This is a genomic window from Paenibacillus sp. sgz302191 (assembly GCF_057749925.1).
Genome location: NZ_JBYLHY010000048.1, coordinates 23,123 through 43,607, shown reverse-complemented (window position 1 = coordinate 43,607; position 20,485 = coordinate 23,123). Strand labels below are relative to the sequence as shown.

General features: G+C 51.0%; 19 protein-coding genes. 17 read left to right on the top strand and 2 right to left on the bottom strand.

From position 1 onward, the window contains the following. Positions 1 to 778: 778 nt before the first annotated feature. From AC3G2T_RS36425 to AC3G2T_RS36385, 9 genes are all read left to right on the top strand, one after another. Positions 779 to 1,489, top strand: coding sequence for an HAD family hydrolase (locus AC3G2T_RS36425; protein WP_488438513.1), 711 nt, complete (start codon positions 779 to 781; stop codon positions 1,487 to 1,489). A 20-nt stretch (positions 1,490 to 1,509) separates the two neighbouring features. Next, positions 1,510 to 2,376, top strand: coding sequence for a MurR/RpiR family transcriptional regulator (locus AC3G2T_RS36420; protein ID WP_474680881.1), 867 nt, complete (start codon positions 1,510 to 1,512; stop codon positions 2,374 to 2,376). 18 nt (positions 2,377 to 2,394) lie between these two features. Beyond that, complete coding sequence (locus AC3G2T_RS36415) at positions 2,395 to 3,975, top strand: ABC transporter substrate-binding protein (protein WP_474680882.1); 1,581 nt, start codon at positions 2,395 to 2,397, stop codon at positions 3,973 to 3,975. A 13-nt stretch (positions 3,976 to 3,988) separates the two neighbouring features. After that, positions 3,989 to 4,933 carry an ABC transporter permease gene (locus AC3G2T_RS36410; RefSeq protein WP_488438512.1) on the top strand — a complete coding sequence of 315 codons (945 nt, stop codon included), beginning with the start codon at positions 3,989 to 3,991 and terminating at the stop codon, positions 4,931 to 4,933. A gap of 4 nt (positions 4,934 to 4,937) precedes the next feature. Continuing rightward, positions 4,938 to 5,756: an ABC transporter permease gene (locus AC3G2T_RS36405; protein WP_488438511.1), complete on the top strand. Its 819-nt coding sequence runs from the start codon at positions 4,938 to 4,940 to the stop codon at positions 5,754 to 5,756. A gap of 16 nt (positions 5,757 to 5,772) precedes the next feature. Next, positions 5,773 to 6,753, top strand: coding sequence for an ABC transporter ATP-binding protein (locus tag AC3G2T_RS36400; protein ID WP_488438510.1), 981 nt, complete (start codon positions 5,773 to 5,775; stop codon positions 6,751 to 6,753). Further along, on the top strand, positions 6,750 to 7,721 hold the full coding sequence (locus tag AC3G2T_RS36395; RefSeq protein ID WP_488438509.1) for an ABC transporter ATP-binding protein: 972 nt from the start codon (positions 6,750 to 6,752) through the stop codon (positions 7,719 to 7,721). The genes AC3G2T_RS36400 and AC3G2T_RS36395 overlap by 4 nt, the downstream gene beginning before the upstream one ends. 23 nt (positions 7,722 to 7,744) lie before the next feature. After that, complete coding sequence (locus tag AC3G2T_RS36390; protein WP_488438508.1) at positions 7,745 to 8,554, top strand: metallophosphoesterase; 810 nt, start codon at positions 7,745 to 7,747, stop codon at positions 8,552 to 8,554. 258 nt (positions 8,555 to 8,812) lie between these two features. Continuing rightward, entirely contained in the window at positions 8,813 to 9,094 is a 282-nt protein-coding gene (locus AC3G2T_RS36385; protein WP_474680888.1) for a hypothetical protein, read from the top strand. Between the two features lie 221 nt (positions 9,095 to 9,315). Here the strand turns inward: AC3G2T_RS36385 and AC3G2T_RS36380 are convergent, their stop codons facing one another. Then, positions 9,316 to 10,215: an amidoligase family protein gene (locus tag AC3G2T_RS36380; protein ID WP_488438507.1), complete on the bottom strand. Its 900-nt coding sequence runs from the start codon at positions 10,213 to 10,215 to the stop codon at positions 9,316 to 9,318. Positions 10,216 to 10,347: 132 nt separating this feature from the next. Beyond that, positions 10,348 to 10,710 (bottom strand): hypothetical protein, encoded by a 363-nt coding sequence (locus tag AC3G2T_RS36375; RefSeq protein WP_488438506.1) that lies wholly within the window; start codon positions 10,708 to 10,710, stop codon positions 10,348 to 10,350. 396 nt (positions 10,711 to 11,106) lie between these two features. Between AC3G2T_RS36375 and AC3G2T_RS36370 the strand changes: the two genes are divergently transcribed. The 8 genes from AC3G2T_RS36370 (at position 11,107) to AC3G2T_RS36335 (ending at position 20,481) form a co-directional block, all read left to right on the top strand. Then, positions 11,107 to 11,664: a 4'-phosphopantetheinyl transferase superfamily protein gene (locus AC3G2T_RS36370; RefSeq protein WP_488438505.1), complete on the top strand. Its 558-nt coding sequence runs from the start codon at positions 11,107 to 11,109 to the stop codon at positions 11,662 to 11,664. An 8-nt stretch (positions 11,665 to 11,672) separates the two neighbouring features. Continuing rightward, complete coding sequence (locus tag AC3G2T_RS36365) at positions 11,673 to 12,449, top strand: phosphopantetheine-binding protein (protein ID WP_488438504.1); 777 nt, start codon at positions 11,673 to 11,675, stop codon at positions 12,447 to 12,449. A 15-nt stretch (positions 12,450 to 12,464) separates the two neighbouring features. Next, the gene (locus AC3G2T_RS36360; RefSeq protein WP_488438503.1) at positions 12,465 to 12,893 is read left to right on the top strand and encodes a thioesterase domain-containing protein; all 429 of its coding nucleotides are present in this window, start codon (positions 12,465 to 12,467) and stop codon (positions 12,891 to 12,893) included. A gap of 15 nt (positions 12,894 to 12,908) precedes the next feature. Then, the gene (locus AC3G2T_RS36355) at positions 12,909 to 13,469 is read left to right on the top strand and encodes a hypothetical protein (RefSeq protein WP_488438502.1); all 561 of its coding nucleotides are present in this window, start codon (positions 12,909 to 12,911) and stop codon (positions 13,467 to 13,469) included. A gap of 338 nt (positions 13,470 to 13,807) precedes the next feature. After that, positions 13,808 to 14,770, top strand: coding sequence for an acyltransferase domain-containing protein (locus AC3G2T_RS36350; RefSeq protein WP_488438501.1), 963 nt, complete (start codon positions 13,808 to 13,810; stop codon positions 14,768 to 14,770). Positions 14,771 to 14,990: 220 nt separating this feature from the next. Next, the gene (locus tag AC3G2T_RS36345) at positions 14,991 to 18,110 is read left to right on the top strand and encodes an ATP-binding protein (RefSeq protein WP_488438500.1); all 3,120 of its coding nucleotides are present in this window, start codon (positions 14,991 to 14,993) and stop codon (positions 18,108 to 18,110) included. Beyond that, on the top strand, positions 18,103 to 19,215 hold the full coding sequence (locus AC3G2T_RS36340) for a response regulator (RefSeq protein ID WP_488438499.1): 1,113 nt from the start codon (positions 18,103 to 18,105) through the stop codon (positions 19,213 to 19,215). The genes AC3G2T_RS36345 and AC3G2T_RS36340 overlap by 8 nt, the downstream gene beginning before the upstream one ends. 558 nt (positions 19,216 to 19,773) lie before the next feature. After that, positions 19,774 to 20,481, top strand: coding sequence for a type 1 glutamine amidotransferase (locus tag AC3G2T_RS36335; RefSeq protein ID WP_488438498.1), 708 nt, complete (start codon positions 19,774 to 19,776; stop codon positions 20,479 to 20,481). Positions 20,482 to 20,485 lie beyond the last annotated feature (4 nt).

The following is a 20,485-nucleotide window of genomic DNA, read 5'->3' as shown; positions in this document are numbered from 1 at the left end:
GACTCCCGCGCCTTCGCTTGGGCTACACCCGCCGCCGGCCATCTGTTCTGAATATTCGCAAAATAACAGTTCATCCATTATTTCGACGAGCTACCCTACTGACTTACACAAACTTCTTGACGCTACCGGAAACAAGGGCTACGAGGGTCAAAAGCCTGCACTTTTGCAGGCTTTGTGCACACACGCCGCCGGCGCACTAGCTCGAGCGGCCCGGGCTGTTCTAGCAACGGCCGGCCTTGCCCGAAAACCTGCGAAAATACAGGAATTTTCGCAGGAACCGGCCGGTTTGAAGGAAAAGCCTGCGATTGTGCAGGAATTTCCGCGCATGAGGGGGCGGGGCCCTAGGTTTGGACGGAAAAGCTTGCAGATTTGCAGGAATTTTCCGGAAACAAGGGCTACGAGGGTCAAAAACCTGCACTTTTGCAGGCTTTGTGAACACGTCGCTGCTGGCGCACTAGCTCAAGCGGCCCGGGCTGTTCAAGCAACGGCCGGCCTTGCCTGAAAACCTGCGAAAATACAGAAATTTTCGCAGGAAGAGGCCGGTTTGAAGGAAATGCCCGCTATAGCGCAGGAATCTCCGCCCATAAGGGCGGAGCCCTAGCCGCCACAGCGCAAAGCTGCAACAAGCATGGATGCTGAATCCATGCTATTTTTTCACCTTAATAAACAATTCATTTTATTCTGACATTCCATTTACACAAGGCAAGTACAATGGCAGTGAGGCAAATCATTCAAAATAAAAAAAATGTAGCAAATGCTTCATTTGGGAGGCGGCAGAGTGGCTTTAACATTCGTATGGTTCGATTTGGGGTATACGCTGGTGGATCGTTACATAGGACGTTTGTATCAAAACATTCTTTCCAGCGAATACCAGATTCAGAAAACGGTTCGCGAAGTCGAATTGGCGTTTCACTGCACGGACAAGCTGTTCATGCGGGAGTATCCGGGAGTGCTGAGCCAAAAAAGCTCAACGTACTTTTTGTGGTATATCGGGGTCGTCAATCATTTTCTCGGCATCGCGATTGATTTGGAAAACGTTGTGGCGCATTTCAGGCAAAACAATTATTTCAGCGTCGATATTTGGAAAGCTTATCCGCATACGAGGGATACGCTTTTGAAGCTGAAGCGGGAAGGTTACGGCGTAGGCCTGATTTCCAACTGGGATTTATCGGCCAGACAAGTTCTGCAGGACAATCTCCTTGATGATTTGTTCGACGAAGTGGTCGTCTCTGCCGAGGTCGGCGTGGAAAAGCCCAGTTCGAAAATATTTAAAATCGCCCTCGACAAGCAAAAATTGAAATCGGAGGAGTGCCTATACGTTGGAGACAACTATTACGACGATGTCATCGGATCGCGCAAAGTCGGGATGGATTGCCTGCTCATCAACCGGTTCGGAACGACGGGCATCGAAGAATTATCGTTCCAGGCCGTTATCGAAGATGTAACGGGCGTGCTGCCGTGGTGCCAACGTAAACAGGCGCTGCAGTAAATATCCAGGGGGTAACAAAGTTGAAAATAACAGAGAGAATAGATTTGCATTTCGATTCACTAAGCACCAGTCAAAAAAAAGCGGCGCACTACATTGCTTCGAATTTGGTTGAAATTGTGACGCTGCCCGCACGCCAAATCGCCGAACTTGCGAACGTCAGCGAAGCGACGCTGCACCGGCTGGCGCAAGCTTTGGATTACGCGAACTACAAAGACATGCATGGAGCGATTAAGGAAGCCGTATTCAAGCAAAGAGCGATTTCGAGGCTGCAGCAGACCGCCGACATTTCGGACAGCAGTTGGGTGGACGCACATTACGATGCGGAAATTCATAATATCGAGGCGACTCGCCGGCTCAATGACTACTCCGATTTGCAAAAAGCGGCCGACATGCTGCTTCAAGCAAACAAAATTTGGGTGGCCGGCTGGCGGATGGGGCTGGCGGTTACGTCATTTTCGGGGTTTATTTTCAAATATTTGTTGGGCAATGCCGAGCTCATCCCGCAGGGGCAAACCGCAGAATACGCGACCTATTTGGATAAGCGGGATGTGATGTTCATCAGCGGTTTTCCGAGATATTGCAGAAGGACGCTGAAGCTTGCGGAGATTGCCAGGCAGCGCGGGCTTCGCGTCATTGTGCTGACCGATTCGAAAATGTCGCCGTTCGTGAAGTATGGGGACGTCAATTTGTACGCCTTGACGAAATCGGTCAGTTTTCTGGACTCTTATACGGCTCCGCTCGCGCTTGTCAACGCGATTTTGCGGGAAATGTCGATTCACGACAAAAACCGCATGCAGGAAAGCATGAAAACGATGGAGCACATGTTCGAAGCTTTTGAAGAAAGTTTCAGTTGGTCGATTGTCGGGAAAACGGAGAAAGAACAATAACCAGGAGGAAGAGAAACCATGAAAAAGAAAATAAGCAAACAACCGGTTGTTTTTGTATGCTGCGTTTTGATGCTCGTCCTTATTCTAGCTGCGTGCAGTCCGCAGAAGTCCGGCCAGGACACAGCCGCCGGCAGTCCCCAGCAGAGTCCGAAAGCGGAAACGGCCGCAGCGGCCAAGCAAGGGGGAACGGTCAGACTGCCGATTGCTACGGAGCCTGATAATCTGGACCCGTATTTATCCTCAGCGACGGATACGGCTTCCATGATGGACAATGTGTTCGACGGTTTGCTCGGAAATGACGACAAAGGGAGTATGGAACCCGCAATCGCCGAGTCCTATCAAATTACCGACAACGGGCTTACATACACGTTTAAGCTGCGGCAAAATGTCAAGTTTCATAACGGCCAGCCGCTAACTTCTCAGGATGTGAAATATTCGTATTCCCGTTTGGCCGGTCTTAACGGCGACAAGCCGCTGTCGTCTAAATTCGAGATGGTGAAAAGCGTCGATACGCCTGACGACTATACAGCGGTCATTCATTTGAAAGTGAGCGATTCGTCGTTTATTTCCCGGACGACTACGGCTATTTTGCCCAAAGATTATAAAGATCAAAGCAAGCAGCCGATTGGCGCAGGACCATTCAAATTTGTGGAATACAAACCCGGGCAGTCGCTCGTTCTGGAGAAAAATAAAGATTTCTACAATCCCGATAAAGCCGCCAAATTGGATCGGGTGGAGTTTAAATTCATGACCGATGCCAACGCAACTTTGCTGGCGTTAAAATCCGGCGCCATCGACATGATCCCGTCGGTTTCGGCGCAAGGGCTGCAGCAGTTGGGAGATGGCTTCAATTACGTCAAAGGTCCGCAAAATATGGTGCAGTTAATGGCATTAAATAATAAAGTGAAGCCGCTGGACGACCTCAAAGTAAGACAAGCCATCAATTATGCGATCGATGTGGATGCGATTATTAAAACGATTGCGGACGGAAACGGCACAAAGCTCGGCTCCAATATGAGCCCGGCGATGGCGAGCTTCTACGAACCGGGTCTTGACACAATGTACAACGTGAATGTAGAAAAGGCCAAAGCTTTGCTTGCCGAGGCGGGTTATCCGAACGGCTTCGACCTGGAAGTGACCGTTCCGTCCAACTACAAAACCCATGTGGACACCGCCCAGGTCATCGCCGATCAGTTGAAGGCGGTCGGCATCAAAGTGCAGATCAAACAGATCGAATGGAGCAAATGGCTGGATGATGTGTACACGAAACGCAATTACGTATCTACTGTAATCAGCTTTACAGGCAAGCTGGACCCTTATGATGTGCTAATCCGGTACGACAGTTCTTACGGCAAAAATTTTATTAACTACTCCAATCCGAAATATGATGAGCTTATGAAGCAGGGGACGCTGGAATCGGATACCGCCAAACGGATCGAAATTTATAAGAAAGCGCAGCGTTTGCTGACGGAAGAAGCGGCATCCGTCTATATTATGGACATGAACCAAACCGCAGCGATGAAAAAAGGATTGAACGGATTCAAAATTTATCCGAACCAATTGCTGAATATGGCGGATTTGTACTACACCCAATCCTGATGGAGGGTATACAGTGACCGTTTTTGCCCGAAAAATCGCAACTTTGCTATCTACGGTACTATTCGTATCCGTGATTACCTTTTTCGTATTTCAAATCCTTCCCGGAAACCCGGTGCTCATTATGTTAGGCGTTGACGCCGATCCGAGGCAGGTCGAAGTTCTGGGACAGCAGATGGGGCTGGATCAGCCGGCCATTGTCCGCTACGCCGAATGGATTCAAGCGGCTCTCCACGGCGATCTGGGGATGTCTGTCCGCTATCAGCTTCCCGTCTTTCAGCTTCTGGGCGACCGTCTGCCGGTCACGTTGTCTTTGACTTTCATTTCCATGGGGTTGATCGTGCTGATCGGTCTCCCCCTGGGCATTTTCATCGCAACCCGCAATGGAAAACCCGTGGCCTATCTGTTATCTTTTATCACGCAATTAGGGCTGGCGATTCCTTCCTTTTGGCTGGGCATCGTTTTGATTTTTATATTTTCGGTCGTGCTGCGCTGGCTGCCTTCCGGGGAATATGTGAGCTGGAGCGAAGATCCGTGGAAAGCGTTCAGATCGCTGCTGCTGCCCTCGACGGCGCTTGCGATTCACAATACGGCAGTCCTCATCCGCTATATCCGAAACACCGTCATGGACCAAATGAAACAGGATTATGTGAGGACGGCCAGGAGCAAGGGATTGAATGCGGCCGCCATTTTATACGGACATGTCATCCGCAATGCTTTTGTTCCGGTATTGACCGTGCTCGGTTTGATCGTGGCGGAAACTTTGGGCGGCAGCATTATTGTGGAAAATGTGTTCAGTCTGCCCGGTTTGGGCAGCTTGCTCGTGACGTCCATCAACAGCAGAGATTTGCCGCTCGTTCAAGGAATGGTTCTCTACATCGGCATCACCGTCGTCATGATTAATTTCATCGTGGACATTTTGTATAAAGCAGTCGATCCAAGAATCGGTAGAAAGGGCTAATTTGATGAAGTTGAGCAGATTTTATAAGAACGTCCATCTCATGATCGGCGCCTTCTTGTTCGCTATCCTGTTTATCGTCTTTTTGGTCGGCTTGTTTTACACGCCTTATGCCACGGAGGCGATGAACACGGGACAGCGCCTGGCCCACCCGAGCGCAGCCCACTGGTTCGGCACCGACAATTTCGGGCGGGACATCCTGAGCCGGATTATGGAGGGCTCGCGGATCGTGTTTTATGTCGGCAGCTTATCTGTTACGATCGGTTTGACCGGAGGCCTGCTGATCGGTGCGACGGCCGGTTATTTCGGAGGCTGGATCGACGAGCTGGCTATGCGGATTATGGACGGTATGATGGCGTTCCCGGGCATTTTGTTCGCGCTCATGCTCGTCACGGTGTTCGGGCCGGGTCTGGGCAATACGATCATCGCGCTGGGCATTATGAGCATTCCCGGATTTTCGCGCATCATTAGAAGCGGGGTCATCCAGTATAAGGAGTTTGAATTTATCAAGGCGGCCAAAGTGCGCGGTGCGGGTCCGCTCCGCATTATTTTTCGCCACATTTTGCCGAACATGACCTCACCGCTGATCGTGGCGGCGGCGCTCGCGGGTGCGGGATCGGTTTTGGCGGAAGCCGGGCTCAGCTATTTGGGTCTGGGGGTTCAGCCGCCGCTGGCCAGTTGGGGGAGAATGCTGAACGAGGCGCAGGTATACGTGATGTCGGCTCCCTGGTACACGATTATTACGGGAAGCTTCATTACGCTGATGGTACTCAGCTTGAATTTTTTGGCAGACGGCTTAAGAGATTTGGCCGATAAACGGAAGTAACGGAAGAGGAGGGCGTATGGCTAACGAATTACTTCGCATCGATCGTTTAAATGTCCGCTTTTCTACGGACAAGGGCGAATTCAAGACGATCAAGGACGTATCTTTTCATATTCGCGAAAACGAAGTGGTCGGCTTGGTCGGGGAGTCCGGCTGCGGCAAAAGCGTCACTTCGCTGGCGTTAATGGGGCTCCTGCCGGCGAACGCGCGCAGCGTGTCCGAACAAATGCGGTTTCAGGGCAGCGATCTGTCCGGACTGGATGAAAAGGGCTGGATGAACGTTCGCGGCAACCGGATATCGATGATTTTTCAAGAGCCCATGACTTCACTCAACCCGCTTATTCCCGTGGGCAGGCAGGTTGCGGAAGGATTAATCCGGCATCGCGGATTGTCGGCAAAGCAGGCCAAAGCAAAAGCGCTTGAAGTGATGCAGCAGGTGGAGCTCCCGCGAGCCGAACAGCTGTACGACAATTACCCGCATCAGCTCTCCGGCGGAATGCGCCAGCGCGTCGTCATTGCCATGGCGCTCGTCTGCGGCCCGCAGTTGCTGATCGCCGATGAGCCTACAACCGCGCTGGACGTGACGGTGCAGGCCCAGATTCTGGCCCTCCTGAAAACCATTCATTCCAGGCAAAATACGTCCATCTTGTTTATTTCGCATGATTTGGGCGTTATCTTTAATTTGTGCCAGCGCATTATCGTCATGTACGCGGGCCATATCGTGGAGGAAGCGGATAAGGCCAGTTTGAGCCGACGGCAGCTGCATCCTTATACGAAAGGGCTGATCGAGTCTTTGCCGACCGCCGAGAAAAAAGGCAAGCCGCTCTACACGATGCCGGGCTTCGTTCCCTCCATTCAAGAGGAACAAAAAGGGTGCCCTTTTGCGCCGAGGTGCCCTAAAGCGGACAAGCGCTGCCATGAAGAGCTGCCGCAGTTGGAAGAGAAGGCGCCCGGCCATCAAGTGCGCTGCCATTTCCCGAACATGGAGGCTATCGTATGAGCGAACCGCTTGTTGAAGTCAACGGACTGCACAAATATTTTCCGGTTCCACGCAAACATATGCTGGAGAAGCGCTCGCACGTCAAAGCGGTCAACGGCGTATCGTTCGAAATCCGCAAAGGCGAAATTTTCGGACTCGTCGGCGAGAGCGGGTGCGGCAAATCGACATTAGGCCAAATGCTGGTGCGGCTTTTGCCGATGACAGAGGGGACCTTGGCTTTTCGCGGCCAGGACATTACGAATGTCAAAGGGAAAGAGCAGCAGGAATTGCGCAGGCACATTCAAATGATTTTCCAGGACCCGTACTCGTCGCTAAATCCGAAAATGAAGGTGCAAGCGATCCTGGAAGAACCGCTGATCATTCATCGGATGGGGGACCGTGAGGCCCGCAGGCAAGCCGTCGTGCAAATGCTGCGGCACGTAGGTCTGGACGAAACCTATCTGGACCGCTATCCGCACGAATTGAGCGGAGGCCAGCGGCAAAGAGTGGGCATCGCCTGCGCGCTCATCCTGAACCCGGAATTTATCGTTGCCGATGAAGCCGTCTCCGCGCTGGACGTTTCCGTTCAAGCCCAAATTTTGAACCTGCTTCGAGAGTTGCAGCAGCGCTTTGATTTAACGCTGCTGTTTATTTCCCACGATTTGAATGTGATTCAATATATAAGCAACCGCGTCGGTGTCATGTATATGGGGGAAATGGTGGAGATCGCTGACGCGGACTTGATCGGGAGCAAGCCCATGCATCCGTATTCGCAAGCTTTATTTTATGCGGTGCCTGATTTGAACCGGCAGGATGAGGACAGCAATCCATTCCTTGTTCAATCCGGCGCCCCCGCGTCCGGTTATGTGCCTGACGGTTGCTCGTTTCACGGCAGATGTCCTTTTGCGCAGCCGCAGTGCACGCAGATCAAGCCGCAGCTAAGGCAAATTGCGGACAAACATTTTGTAAGGTGCCATTTGTACGAATAAAAAAGCCGAGAGGGGAAAGTCCGATGAAAACAGGCGTAATTTCCGATTTGCATCTGGATATCAATAAGGAGAAGGCGGTTTTGCCCGCTTTATGCGATGCCGTCAAACAGAATGAGTTACAATTGCTGATTATCGCCGGCGATCTGTCGAATGATTGCTTGCAAAGCATAGAGGCCGTACGGGAAATCGAAAAGCTTACGGGGATTAAAGTATTGTTCGTTCCGGGCAATCACGATTATTGGTCGGTGAACGGCGATGTGCAGAATACTTGGGATACTTACAAAAAGTTCCAAGAAGCGCCGGGCTGCCTAAGCGGGGAACCTTATTGCCCGAATGACAACTGGGTCATTATCGGGGACTCGGGGTGGTATGACTATTCGTTTGGCGATCCGCGCTATTCGGTTGAGCAGTTTGACCGGATGATGACTGCGGACAGAACGTGGGGGGACAGCTTGCACGTACGATGGGGAAAGAGCAACAAGGAGATGACCGAATTTTTTTACGACAAATTGAAAAACGAGCTGGCGCAGCACAAGGGCAAAAAAGTCGTGCTGGTTACGCACATGCTGACGCATCCTTTTTTCAAAGTGCCGGCGGACCGCGAACCATGGGACTATTTCAACGGTTTTTTGGGCAGCGAAAAGTACGCCGAGCTGTATGAAGACCCCCTTGTCAAATTCGGCATTATGGGACATGTCCATTACAGAAAATCAACTGCTTATGCGCATACGCAGCTGATTTGCGCCTGCCTCGGATACGCCAGCGAATGGAGACAGCCGGGCAACGTAGCCGTTGAGATTCATGATGCGCTGAAGGTGATTGATTTGGACTAGCCGGCTACTAGAAACGCGACTTGGAGGAGGTGCCCGCAGGGAAGCGCTGCAAGAGTCTGGCGGGAAATCGGGTGGCCATGCGCAGAAAGCCTGCAAGAGTGCAGTTTTTACAGGCTGTGAGAAACCCACACGCCAGAGCCGACCGCACCATCAGCCTGGTCGCGCGAAGAAAGCCTGCAAAAGCTAGGAATTCGCGTTCTAGAGGCAGCAACTGCTCGGCAATGCGGAGAAAGCCTGCAAAAGTGCAGTTTTTGCAGGGTGAGAAACCCACACGCCAGAGCCGACCGCACCATCTGCCTGATCGCGCGAAGAAAACCTGCAAAAGTACAGCTTTTGCTCGATGGATACGCTGTTCGCGACAAATTCCTGCAATTGTGCAGGCTTTTCGCCGCGAACATGGGCTACGGTTCATTTTCAGCAAAAATTCCTGCACAATTGCAGGCTTTTCGCGAAAATGAACCTTTTTTACGGAAAAAACCTGCACTTTCGCAGGTTTTTCCGTGCCAAGTAGCCTTGCCGCCCACCTCAGCCCCGCAGTGAAGGAGAGGTGAGGCTCACTTCAGCCCTACAACCCCTGAGAGGTCTATTCTAGCTCCGCAACCCAAGCAGGAGAGGCCTTCTACAACCCGTACAGTCGAGGTGGGCCCACCACAGGTCTGCGCAGGAGAGGCGAGAAGGCCCACTGCACCTCCGCACCCCGTATAGGCGAGGCCTACGGCGGGGGACTCTGCGAATATCGCGGCAGCGGCGGAAGGTTCAAATTATTGCTGACGCACTAGAGTCCAGCCTGCGGAAGGGGGTTGGACAACATAGTTGAACAACTGTCCGTCAGCGTCTTCTATGACAATCTTAATGCCGTCCGAGACAGGCAGAATGTGGAGAATTTCACCGTCTTGCCCAAGCTCAGCCGCAAGATCGGTTACAGCCGGAAAAAGGGATTCCTCGAGCCAAATTCTTTCCTGATACCAGCGGGGAATCGGCACTGGCACCGGATAGCCTGTGGCGGGAGCTTCCAGTTCCGCCGCAAGGCTTTGCGGGTCGCACGAAAGCTTGCGGCCGGCGCCGATCGCCGCTACGAACCGCAGACAAAGCTCGATCGTATTGAGCACCTCATCGTAGTCCAAGGTGCCGTTCGCATAGCGAATTTCCACGGTGCCGATATCATACCAGGCCCCGACATTGATTCCGCAGCGATGGGATTGAGGGCGTCCCCGATGATGGACTGCGTCCGGACCCGGATCAGAAATAAAGCGGCTCCGCATCTCTCGAGTGACAGGAGGGCAAAATATAAGCCGATGCTCGCTCGTCTGTAACAGCGCCCGGATCGTATGTTGATACAGTAGCGCTGCATCAATCAGCGGAAGCACGATATCTTGCCCCCACGATTCCAAACCGATATGAACATGGAGTCCGCAGCTCCAATTTACAGATGCTCCCTGCACATGCAGCCGGTTCAACATGACTCGTATTTGTTCCCGGTCTTCCCACAAGATCGGGGGCGTTTTAAGCTCGCTGCCCGAATCTGCGCCCGTCTCGTCAATCTGCAGCTCATCCAATGAAATAACCCATCCGGGCAGCAGCTCCAAATTTTCCGCATCGCCGCCGATAAACTCAATTTCAACACCGAATCTCAAGTCTTTCCAATCAACTGATTTAACCAACACACTCATCCTCTCATTGTCGAATTGAATGGGATAGAAAGCGCAATGAGAGGGGGGACCGCGAGATTACCGGGGGATTTTTTCTCTTGGCACAGCGACTCCTCCTTTTATTTGATGATGATATAAATGATATCACATATCCGTTCGTTCATTCGAGTGAATGATCTCAATGCCAAAATCGATTAACTGTTCGGCTCCCATCATGGTCATTTTCATTTTGGCCCGCTTTTTATGCTTGTCGATTTTTTTGATCGAGCTTTCCATTCCTTTTAACGGACCTGCCTGAACGATTATACGCGATTCCTTGAAATAGACTCGGGAATATTCGATAGTTTCGCTGTGATGAATAAGCTTCAGCACTACGAGTATTTCCTCTTCGGGCACTTTTCTTTTAGGAATCACACAATGCAACACGCTGCTATCAAATTTCAGATCAAGCCACTTCTTGGTTTTCAATTGTGATCCTGATTTTACGAATAGCACGTACCATGACATGAGGTGAAACTCCTTTTTGTTTTTTTTATGGGTATAATACCAAAAAACTATAGAGAAAATGTCGAATCATAGTTTCTATGCGAAGAAACCGATATTATTTTCTTGCAGAACTAGTAGTTTACTGATATAAAAAAATATAGTATTATATGGGTAATTCATTACTTTATGTAACATTAACTTACGTAAACTTAATCGACGTTTCGGCGCGTTAGGTGCGTGTAAGGGCCATAGTCATGCACATGGTGCTGCGTAATGCTTGCGAAGCCTCCCTGCCAGGGGAGGATCCGCAGGCATTTTTATGTTTTCTTTTCCGGCGGGGAGGACTTTTACGATTGATGGAGCGTCAGATTGAGAATCTGCTGTTCTCTCAAGTTTGAACGGAGAATCAAAAGTTATTTGGCAGGCAGGTACGCAGCCAAGAGAACCGTCTCTCTTCACTTGAAGGAGAACGATTTGCAGCAAATTTGCATTGATCAAGGCATCTTTACCCAGCCGATTGTCGCTCATCGGCCCAATGTTCAGGTCAGCATCACCCACTGCGAGAACCTGGCTGCCGCCGTCGCTTTTTCGGAAAAGCAGCCTTTGGGCATCGATATCGAGCTCATCCGGCCGGATAAGCTGGATATTTTGGAAAGTCAAGCGACTCCATGGGAACTCAAGCTCATTCACTCGCTGCCGTATTCGTTCGAAAGTATGCTGACCGTGTTATGGTCGGTGAAAGAAGCGCTGTCCAAAGTGCTCAAGACCGGCTTGATGGCGCCGCTTCGCATCTTTGAACTGAATCGGATTGAAATCGGGGAACATGGTTGCATAAGCCGGTATGAAAACTTTTATCAATATGAAGCCGCTTCTTTTTTTCTTCATCCGTTCGTCTGCTCGATTGTTTACCCCAAAGGGGTGGAGTTGGACGCTGATGCGGTCAAAAAGAGCTTAAACATACCTATTCGAATCTAACTGGGAGGATGGTAGAAGCTTATGGTAACTTATGTTTTTCCGGGGCAGGGAGCCCAAAGAAAAGGAATGGGAGCCTGGAGGCATCCGCCCGACAGATGCTTGCATTTGCAGAGCGCGAGCCATCATTTTCTTTAGCCGATTTTACCTTTACGCTGCAAGTAGGGAGAGAGCCAATGGAATGCCGCCTCGCATTCGTGGCCGGGAGCAGGGAGGAGCTGATCGACGGCTTCAAATCGTTCCTTTCGGCGGAAGCCTCGATACCTATTTTTACGGGAGGCTCCGACCCGGATGACAGGAGCATGGTTTTCGGGCAGCCGGGAGATGATGCTTGGCAAGCGCTTTTGGCGGAAAATAATTTGCAGAAAATGGCATCGCATTGGGCAAATGGAGGCAAAATTCCGTGGGAATCGCTTCATGAAGGCGAAAACCCGCGGAGAATGTCGCTGCCTACGTATCCGTTCGAGAAAAGACGGTGTTGGCCGGAGCCTCATAAACCGGAATCCAATGCAGGACCGGTCAAGCTACCGGTCACAATCAGCAGCCGGGCTGCGGCCGACGGTATCCCGTCCGACAGCCGCGTTCTTGACAGCTTATCCCGCATATTGGGCATGGAACCTGCCGAGATAAATCCGGACATACCATTAGTTCAGTATGGGCTTGACTCCATTGTACTGATGCAGCTGCTGCAGCAATTGCAAAATCAGGTGAATCCGGAGGTCGACCCGGTCCAATTGCAGACGTGCAGGACGCTGCAGGATATGATCCGTCTCGTCGAGCTTCACTAAGATAATAAGCCGCAGTTGTTCCAACAGCGAGCCAAGACCCCGGTTGCGGCCGGCTGGCCGCAGTTTCCCGAGCTTATTTTGCTGAACAAAGGCAAGGAGGGACTGCCTGTATTTTGGTTCCACGGCGGTCTGGGCGGAGTGGAAATGTATCAATCGCTAGCCCAAAAAAGCAAACGTCCGTTTTACGGAATCCAGGCAAGAGGATGGATGACCGACCGGTCTCCGCTGCAAGGAGTCGGGGCAATGGCCGCCTATTATGCGCACATTATTCAATCCGTCCAACCGGAAGGACCGTATGATTTGGGAGGATATTCGCTGGGCGGAGTGCTGGCCTATGAAGTCATACGCCAATTGCAGGAATTGGGAAAAACCGTCAGTTCGGTTGTAATGCTGGATTCGCCTTTCGGCATAGAGTTCCAGCAAGGGGAAATTTCCAGAAAATAGGCGGTATTGCAGGCGGTGAACCTGGCGCTCGCGTCAAAAAATTTCCAAGAGCCGGAGAAATTTGCGCAAACCCTTATTCACAGGGATGAATTGGATTTGAACGCGGAGGAAGAACAACTGCTGAAACAGCTTATCGAGCTTGGAAACGAACGCGGGCTCACCAAAACCGAAAGTCAAATCCATTCCATGATAGAAGCAAATATTAAAATCCAGCACGCTTACCAGTTCGACCGTTTTTCCGTTATGCCGCTTTCCGACGCCAAGGCGGTATCCTGCTACTATTTCCGCAATAAGCGCGGTCTTATTTTCGGGGAATTGGAGCCCTATTTTTCAACGACCGAAGACTCGTCCGCTTTGAACAGTGCCCAATATTGGGAGGAACGGGAGCGTCAATTTGCGAATCTGCACATCATCGATATCGATTCACCCAATCATATGGTGATGCTGTCCGAGCCCAAAGTGTATGAAACGATTTTTGAATTTTGCGAAAAGCTGTATGCCGGTAAAGGAGTAACGGGCAAATTTCTCCAGGCTTTTAAAACGAAGGCGAAACAGCTGCACGGAAGCAAGGTTTGAACGGTTCCATTCCGATGAGCGCGATTCAGCTATGAGAGTTTACCGGCCGGGGTACGCGAAACCGCGCTTGGCCGGAAGCTTTCTCATGCTCAAAAACGAGCTGGAGGGTCTATGGCAAATTACGAAGTGTTTCCATTGCGAACGGTTTCACACCCGTTTATTAATTCCTGCTTCCGGATTGCATATTTACGGGAGATACCATTTTTATCGAAGGCTGCGGAAGCTGTGAGTTCGAAGGAAGTTTCAAATCGATTCTTTGCAGCACTTTGTTCATTTTAGAATGAGACCGAACCAGCGCAAAGCGTACAATTTTCAATAGACCTGGGGGTGAAAAAACAATGGGGAAAGCGATCGTGTTTTTGTTTTCCGGGCAAGGCTCGCAATATTATCACATGGGCAGAGAGCTGTACCGCCATCAGCCCGTGTTCCGCCATTGGATGCTGAAGCTGGACAAAATCGTCTGCGACATTTGCGGCAAATCAGTGGTGAGCGAATTGTACGATGAGGCTCGTCGCAGCAGCGACACGTTTGATCGTTTGCACTACACGCACCCTGCTATATTTATGACTGAGTACGCCTTGGCGCAAGTTTTTATCGAAAATCGGATCTATCCCGACTATGTGCTGGGCACGAGCTTGGGAGAGTTTGCGTCCTGTGCGGTTGCGGGCTCGGTTGACTGCGATTCGGCACTGGAATCCTTGGTTGTCCAAGCCGAATGCATCCGAAATCAGTGCGAACCTGGAGGCATGACGGCCATTCTTGAGCGCAGCTCGCTATTTGATGCCGAGCCTTCGCTGAACCGGAACAGCGAACTTGCATCCGTTAACTATGACTCTCATTTTGTTGTTTCCGGGGGCGAAGAGGGACTATCGGAAGTGGAAGCGTTTGTAAAGAAAAACAACATCCTCTATCTAAGGCTGCCGGTTTCCTACGGGTTTCATTCCAGGTGGATCGATGCGGCCGGTCCGTCTTACCGGCAATATTTAAGCTCGGTTTCCTTCAAGTCCCCGCAGACTGCGGTTATATCCAGCCTCATGGGAGGGCCCTGTACCAACTTTGAAGCGGAGTTTTTCTGGAATGTCGTCAGGGAACGATTCGATTTCCGCGGCGCCTTGAGCCATGTGAGACCCGAGGAAAATACAATTTTTATCGATCTTGGACCGTCAGGCACGCTTGCGAATTTCGTCAAACGCAATTTGCACGATTTGGAAGGAAACGCTGTACATACTGTGCTGTCTCCTTTCCATAAAGATATGTCCAGGCTGGAACAAGTCATCGACGCGATAACAACCAGCCGCTGAGCACGCCTAACGGTGTCACGAGCGGGCGGCCGGTCACAGCATGGCGAATCCGTCACCTTCAAAAGCAGTTCGATTCCGGCTTAGGCCCGGTTCGGACTGCTTTTTTGTTGCCCGGAAGTCATCCCTTACTTGCGCCTATCTTGTGAGTTTTTTGTGAGTGTGCAATGATAGAATGACAAGATCAAGGTCGTGTGGTCGTATTCCGGAAGGGGACTATGTTTTGAAAAGGGGTCATTACCGCAAAATCATCGGAATCAGCTTGATTTTTGCGCTCTCTGTTGCGCTGTTCGCGGCAATTTATTCGCAAACGATACCGAATCGGGACATGCCGCCTGCAAAGCGCGGGGTGCTCGATTTGTCGAATTGGGACTTTCACAAGCAGGGATGGGTCAATCTCGATGGAGAGTGGGAGTTTTACGAAGGCGAGCTGCTGGAGCCTGCCGATTTTCGCGAAGGAACGCGGGCGGAAGTTTCATATTTATCCGCACCCGGCACTTGGCGGGGAAAATCAGCGAATGGCGGCATGAACAGCAAAGGCTACGGAACGTACCGGCTGAAAGTGTTGGTTAAAGATGCGAATGAAGTTTACGGTCTGAAAATAAGGAGCATCCGCATTTCCCACCGGTTGTTCGTCAACGACAAGCTGGAAGGCAAGAGCGGGCGTCCTTCGGCCGGTCTGGAGACGAATCAACCAGGCAATACGCCTTATACTGCGTTTTTTTACACGAACGACAAAGAAATCGATATTGTCATTCAAGTGTCCAACTACGTATTTGTCACCGGAGGCATCGTTAACTCGATCCCGTTCGGATTGGAAAGAGACATGACGAAGCTAAACGGGATACAACTCGGAACGGATATCGGGATTATGTTGATTTTGGGCATGTTCGGCGCGTATCATCTCAGCTTCTATTTCCTCGGGCGGCGAGAGAAAACGTATTGGCTCAGCGGGCTGTATTTGCTGATCCTGATGCTTGAAAAAGTGCTTTACGGCGAGAAAATTTTGCAGCGGGCGCTTCCCGGCCTCCCTTTTGACATAGCCTACAAGCTGCTGGATATAAGCGAAGTTGTAAGCGCGGCAGTGATCATCGTGTTTTTCTGTTCCGTCGAGGCACGGCTAATGACGGCCCGGATCATGAAGTGGATACTTGCTCTGCCTGTCCTCTATATTGCGGCGGTTGTCGTGCTGCCTTACCGTATCCATATCTCTGCCAAATATGTTCTCATGCTTTACTTAGGCATAGTTACTCTATACATGATTGGCAGAATGTCATATTTGTATAGTCAAAGCCAAAGAGGATCGTCCGAGCGGAAGGAATTGATGCTGTTTATTGGCGGATGCGTTTCGCTGGCGATCTTCCTGGTGGACGGGAGCCTCTACGCGGAAAATGTCGTCCCGACCGACCTGGCTGGCAAATTCGGGGTCATTTGCTTCATTATTTTCATCAATATTTTGCTCGCCGTCAGGTTCTCGAACGCTTATGAAAAGACGGAAATCTTATCGCATCAGTTGTCGGCTTCCATTCAGCTCAAAGACGAATTTTTGATGAACACGTCCCACGAGCTCAAGACTCCGCTGCATGGCATCCTGAATTTGACTTCCCATCTGCTGGATGACGAGGCCAACAATTTATCGTCGAAGCAAAAACAAAATCTTTGGCTTATCAAAGATACGTCCGTCAAACTGTCCATGCTGATTCATGATTTAATCGATGTCTCCCGCTTGAAGCATGGCGAGCTGCTCCTGCACCCGACGGTCGTGGATGTACGGGTGGCGGCGCAAATTGTGTTCGATGTGCTGCAATTTGAACTTGCGGGCAAAGCCGTGCGGCTGGACAATCAAGTCGGTTCCGACGTCTGGGTTCTCGCGGATGAGAATCGGCTGCGTCAAATTTTGTACAACCTTGTGAGCAATGCCATCAAGCATACGGACGCAGGGGTGATCAAAGTGATGTCTGGCGTCCGCGGGGATGCCGTAACGATTTCTGTGGAAGATACCGGAACCGGAATTACGAAGGAAAGGCATGAAGCCGTTTTTGAATATTTTGAGCAGCTCGACGGGCCGCTGCCGAAGGACGGATATACAGGAATGGGGGTTGGTTTGTACATCAGCCGAAAGCTGGTCGAGCGGATGGGCGGACAAATTCGGGTGGATTGGTCGGAGGTCGGTCTTGGCACGAGAATGACCTTTACGCTTCCGGCCGCAATCGAGCTGCCGGTTCATCGCGAAACGGCGTACGCCTGGGAAGAGCAGCAGCGGCATACCGGTAAAGAGCAGGATCTGGACAATTGGGAGGGGCACGAACATACGGTCATGATCGTTGACGATGAAGCTTCCAATATCCGTACTTTGCTGAATATTTTAGAGCGGCATCGCTACAATGTCGTCACCGCTTTCTCGGCGAAGGAAGCATTGGAGAAAATCGAAGAGTACCCGCAAGTCGATCTCGTCATTCTTGATGTGATGATGCCGGGAATTTCGGGCATCGAGCTGTGCCGGAGACTGCGGAGCAGCCATTCCATACTCGATCTGCCCATTTTGTTCGCGACAGTCAAGGACACGCCGCAGGATATCGCGCTCGGTTTCGGGGCCGGGGCGAACGATTATTTGACCAAGCCGTTCGATGCCGAAACGCTTATTGCCAGAATCCGCACCTTGATCGCCGTGAAAACGTCGCTCCAGGAAGCGATTCGCAATGAACAGGCGTTTCATCACGCGCAGATCAAACCGCATTTTCTCTACAACGCCTTGAGCAGCGTCATTTCTTTTTGCTATACGGACGGGGAAAAAGCGGCGTATTTGCTGTCCATGCTCAGTCAATATTTGCGCTACATTCTGGATATGGATCGTTCCACGCTATTCGTCCCTCTTTATCAGGAAATGGAACTGATTCATGCGTACGTCGAAATCGAGAAAGCACGATTCGGGGAGCGCTTCGACTACGAATTTCATTACGACGAACGGATCGGGCATGTGGAAATTCCCTCTTTATGCATCCAGCCTTTTGTTGAGAACGCGATCCGGCACGGTTTGTTCGAGAAGGACGGCCACGGCAAGGTGACGCTGGCGATCAGCGAGGGCGACGGTTATATCCGGGTGGTCGTCGAAGACAATGGCGTCGGCATACCGGATGATCTGCTGTACCGCATGTCCAAAGGGGAGCTGAAGGACAGCGGCATCGGCATCCGCAATATCCGCAAACGTCTGGATTCTTTGCCGGGGGCGACTTTGACCGTCAGCTCCGAGATGGGAAGCGGAACGAAAATAACGATGTATTTGCCTGTAAGGAATAACGATATCGCCGGCTCAGGCGGGCGAGGGAGGGATAAGATTGTTTAATGCGGTCATTGTTGAGGACGAAATACCGATTTTGAATTTAATGAAATATGTCATCGGGCAAAACCCGCACTTCACGATCACAGGTGCGTTCACAAGTTCGCTTGAGGCACTGGCCAGCCTGCCTGAGCTTCAGCCGGATGTCGCTTTCCTCGATGTGGAAATGCCAAGGATGAACGGGCTGGAACTGGCGGAAAAGATCGCTGAAGTGTCGGAGCATACGAAAATCATCTTCACGACAGCTTACAAGCAATACGCGCTGGATGCGTTCAAGGTGTATGCCTCCGATTATATTTTGAAACCTGTGACGCCCGCCGCGATCGAGCGGGTTGCGAATCGGCTCGTCAAGCTGCATCGCCCAGCCGCCGATGCCAAGCAGCAGGCGAGGCTTGCCTCGATCCAGTGCTTCGGGAGATTCGAAGTCCGAAATCGCGAAGGCTCGCTAATCCGGTTTCCGACACGCAAGACCGAGGAGCTGTTCGCATTTTTCCTCTGCCACCCGGATCAGGATATAAACAAATGGCAATTGGCGGACTTGCTGTGGCCGGAAATGAGCGAGGACCGCGCGTCGCACAATTTGCACAACACGATGTATCGCTTGAAAAAACTGTTGAAAGAGCAAGAAATCGGCATGGACATTCAAAAAATGAACGAAGGGTACATACTGAAACCAGCCGATCAAGTGTACGATGTGTTGAAATACGAGCAGTACGGCTTTTCCCCTGCAGAAGAGCTGAAGGATACGGCGCATGCGGAACATGTGTGTTCATTGTACAAAGGCCCCCTGCTGGACAGAAAAGATTACATCTGGAAAACTCCGCTTGAGGAAGGGTATTTCAAACAGTACACAGCGCTAATGCGCAGTCTGATCCGGCACGATCTTGCAGGACAGGATTGGAAAAGGGCGGAGCAGCGGCTTGAAACGTATTTGACTCTGTATCCGCTGCATGAGGAAATGAATCAGATGCTGCTGGATATTTATGCAAGCACCGGGGACACGGAGCAGCTCGCCAAACAATACGCAAGGTACGAAGCCTCTTACCGCCGGGAAATGGGTCTGGAGCCGCCGCAGGAGATACGGAACCGGGTCGCGTTCTATCTAAAGTAAAGTTGGATCTAACGGTCTCTTCCTTGGGGAAGGGGCCTTTTTTTGCATATAGAGATGTTATAGTGCTGCACCTGCGAAATGCAGTTTTCTTCTCTGAATTTGGACTGTTTTGGTGAAAAGCCTGCAAAAGTGCAGGAATTTTCGCTGAAAGTGAATCTGAGCCCCTGTGCGGGGCAAAAAGCCTGTACAAATGCAGGAATATTTCGTTTTCAGCGCATGAATAGGTGAAAACCTGCACTTTTGCTGGCTTTCTCGCGCTGCTAGGCAGCCTGGCGGTTAGGCATCCGGGCGAACCGGTTCTGTGCGCGCGTTCCGTAACTGCCTGACTTTACAACGTGCAGGGTAAATCTTTGTTATTTTACATAACACAAAAAGTTGAATTTTCACAGAAACTTAACAAAAACTTCTGCTTTTCGCCATTTTATGTGATGAAAAATGACGCAAATATATCAAACCTGCATTGAAATAAATCGTAGAACGATATATATTGATAATAATTAGTTTGGTTTAGATATAATTAGTTTTATTACCGGATTGGATAAGGAGAGGATGAACAGGATGCGAATTCAATGTGTGCAGCATGTCTTTTTTGAAAACCCGGGAGCAATTACGGATTGGGCCCATGCAAGAGGGCACGAGTGTTCAGTCAGCCGATTATACGCCGGAGAAGAACTTCCGCCGATGGATTCCTGGGACTGGATGTTCGTTCTTGGCGGACCGATGAGCGTGCATGACGAGCGTGAATTCCCGTGGCTTCTTGGTGAAAAGCGCTACATTGCCGAAGCGGTCCGCAGCAACAAAACCGTCATCGGCATTTGCCTGGGCGCACAATTGATTGCGGATGCGCTGGGTGCGAAGGTATATCCGAACGAACAAAAAGAAATCGGATGGTTTCCGCTTCAATGGACGCAAGCGGGGCTGAATATGCCTGTTTTTCAGTCTTTTCCCGAGGCGCCGGTCGTGTTTCATTGGCATGGCGAGACGTTCGAATTGCCGGAAGGCGCGACATTGCTCGCGTCAAGCGCTGCGTGCCGCAATCAGGGATTCGTTTTTGGCCGGTCCGTGTACGGTTTTCAGTTCCATCTGGAAATGATGCAGGATAATGTCCGGTTGATCGTCGAGAACTGCGGTGACGAAATTGGCGATGCGCTGTTTATTCAGACAGCGGAGGAGATGCTGGACGCCGGGCCGCAGATGAAACAATCCGTCGCGCTGCTGGAAAGCTTTTTGAATCGGCTCGAACAAGCCGGCCAGTCAAGCGATTGAGGTG

What these genes read in the sequence shown, in the direction of transcription:
- AC3G2T_RS36405 (WP_488438511.1), top strand. Translation starts at nt 4,938, where the DNA reads ATGAAGTTGAGCAGATTTTATAAGAACGTCCATCTCATGATCGGCGCC.
- AC3G2T_RS36350 (WP_488438501.1), top strand. Translation starts at nt 13,808, where the DNA reads ATGGGGAAAGCGATCGTGTTTTTGTTTTCCGGGCAAGGCTCGCAATAT.
- AC3G2T_RS36375 (WP_488438506.1), bottom strand. Translation starts at nt 10,710, where the DNA reads ATGTCATGGTACGTGCTATTCGTAAAATCAGGATCACAATTGAAAACC.
- AC3G2T_RS36400 (WP_488438510.1), top strand. Translation starts at nt 5,773, where the DNA reads ATGGCTAACGAATTACTTCGCATCGATCGTTTAAATGTCCGCTTTTCT.
- AC3G2T_RS36335 (WP_488438498.1), top strand. Translation starts at nt 19,774, where the DNA reads ATGCGAATTCAATGTGTGCAGCATGTCTTTTTTGAAAACCCGGGAGCA.
- AC3G2T_RS36415 (WP_474680882.1), top strand. Translation starts at nt 2,395, where the DNA reads ATGAAAAAGAAAATAAGCAAACAACCGGTTGTTTTTGTATGCTGCGTT.
- AC3G2T_RS36390 (WP_488438508.1), top strand. Translation starts at nt 7,745, where the DNA reads ATGAAAACAGGCGTAATTTCCGATTTGCATCTGGATATCAATAAGGAG.
- AC3G2T_RS36395 (WP_488438509.1), top strand. Translation starts at nt 6,750, where the DNA reads ATGAGCGAACCGCTTGTTGAAGTCAACGGACTGCACAAATATTTTCCG.
- AC3G2T_RS36365 (WP_488438504.1), top strand. Translation starts at nt 11,673, where the DNA reads ATGGTAGAAGCTTATGGTAACTTATGTTTTTCCGGGGCAGGGAGCCCA.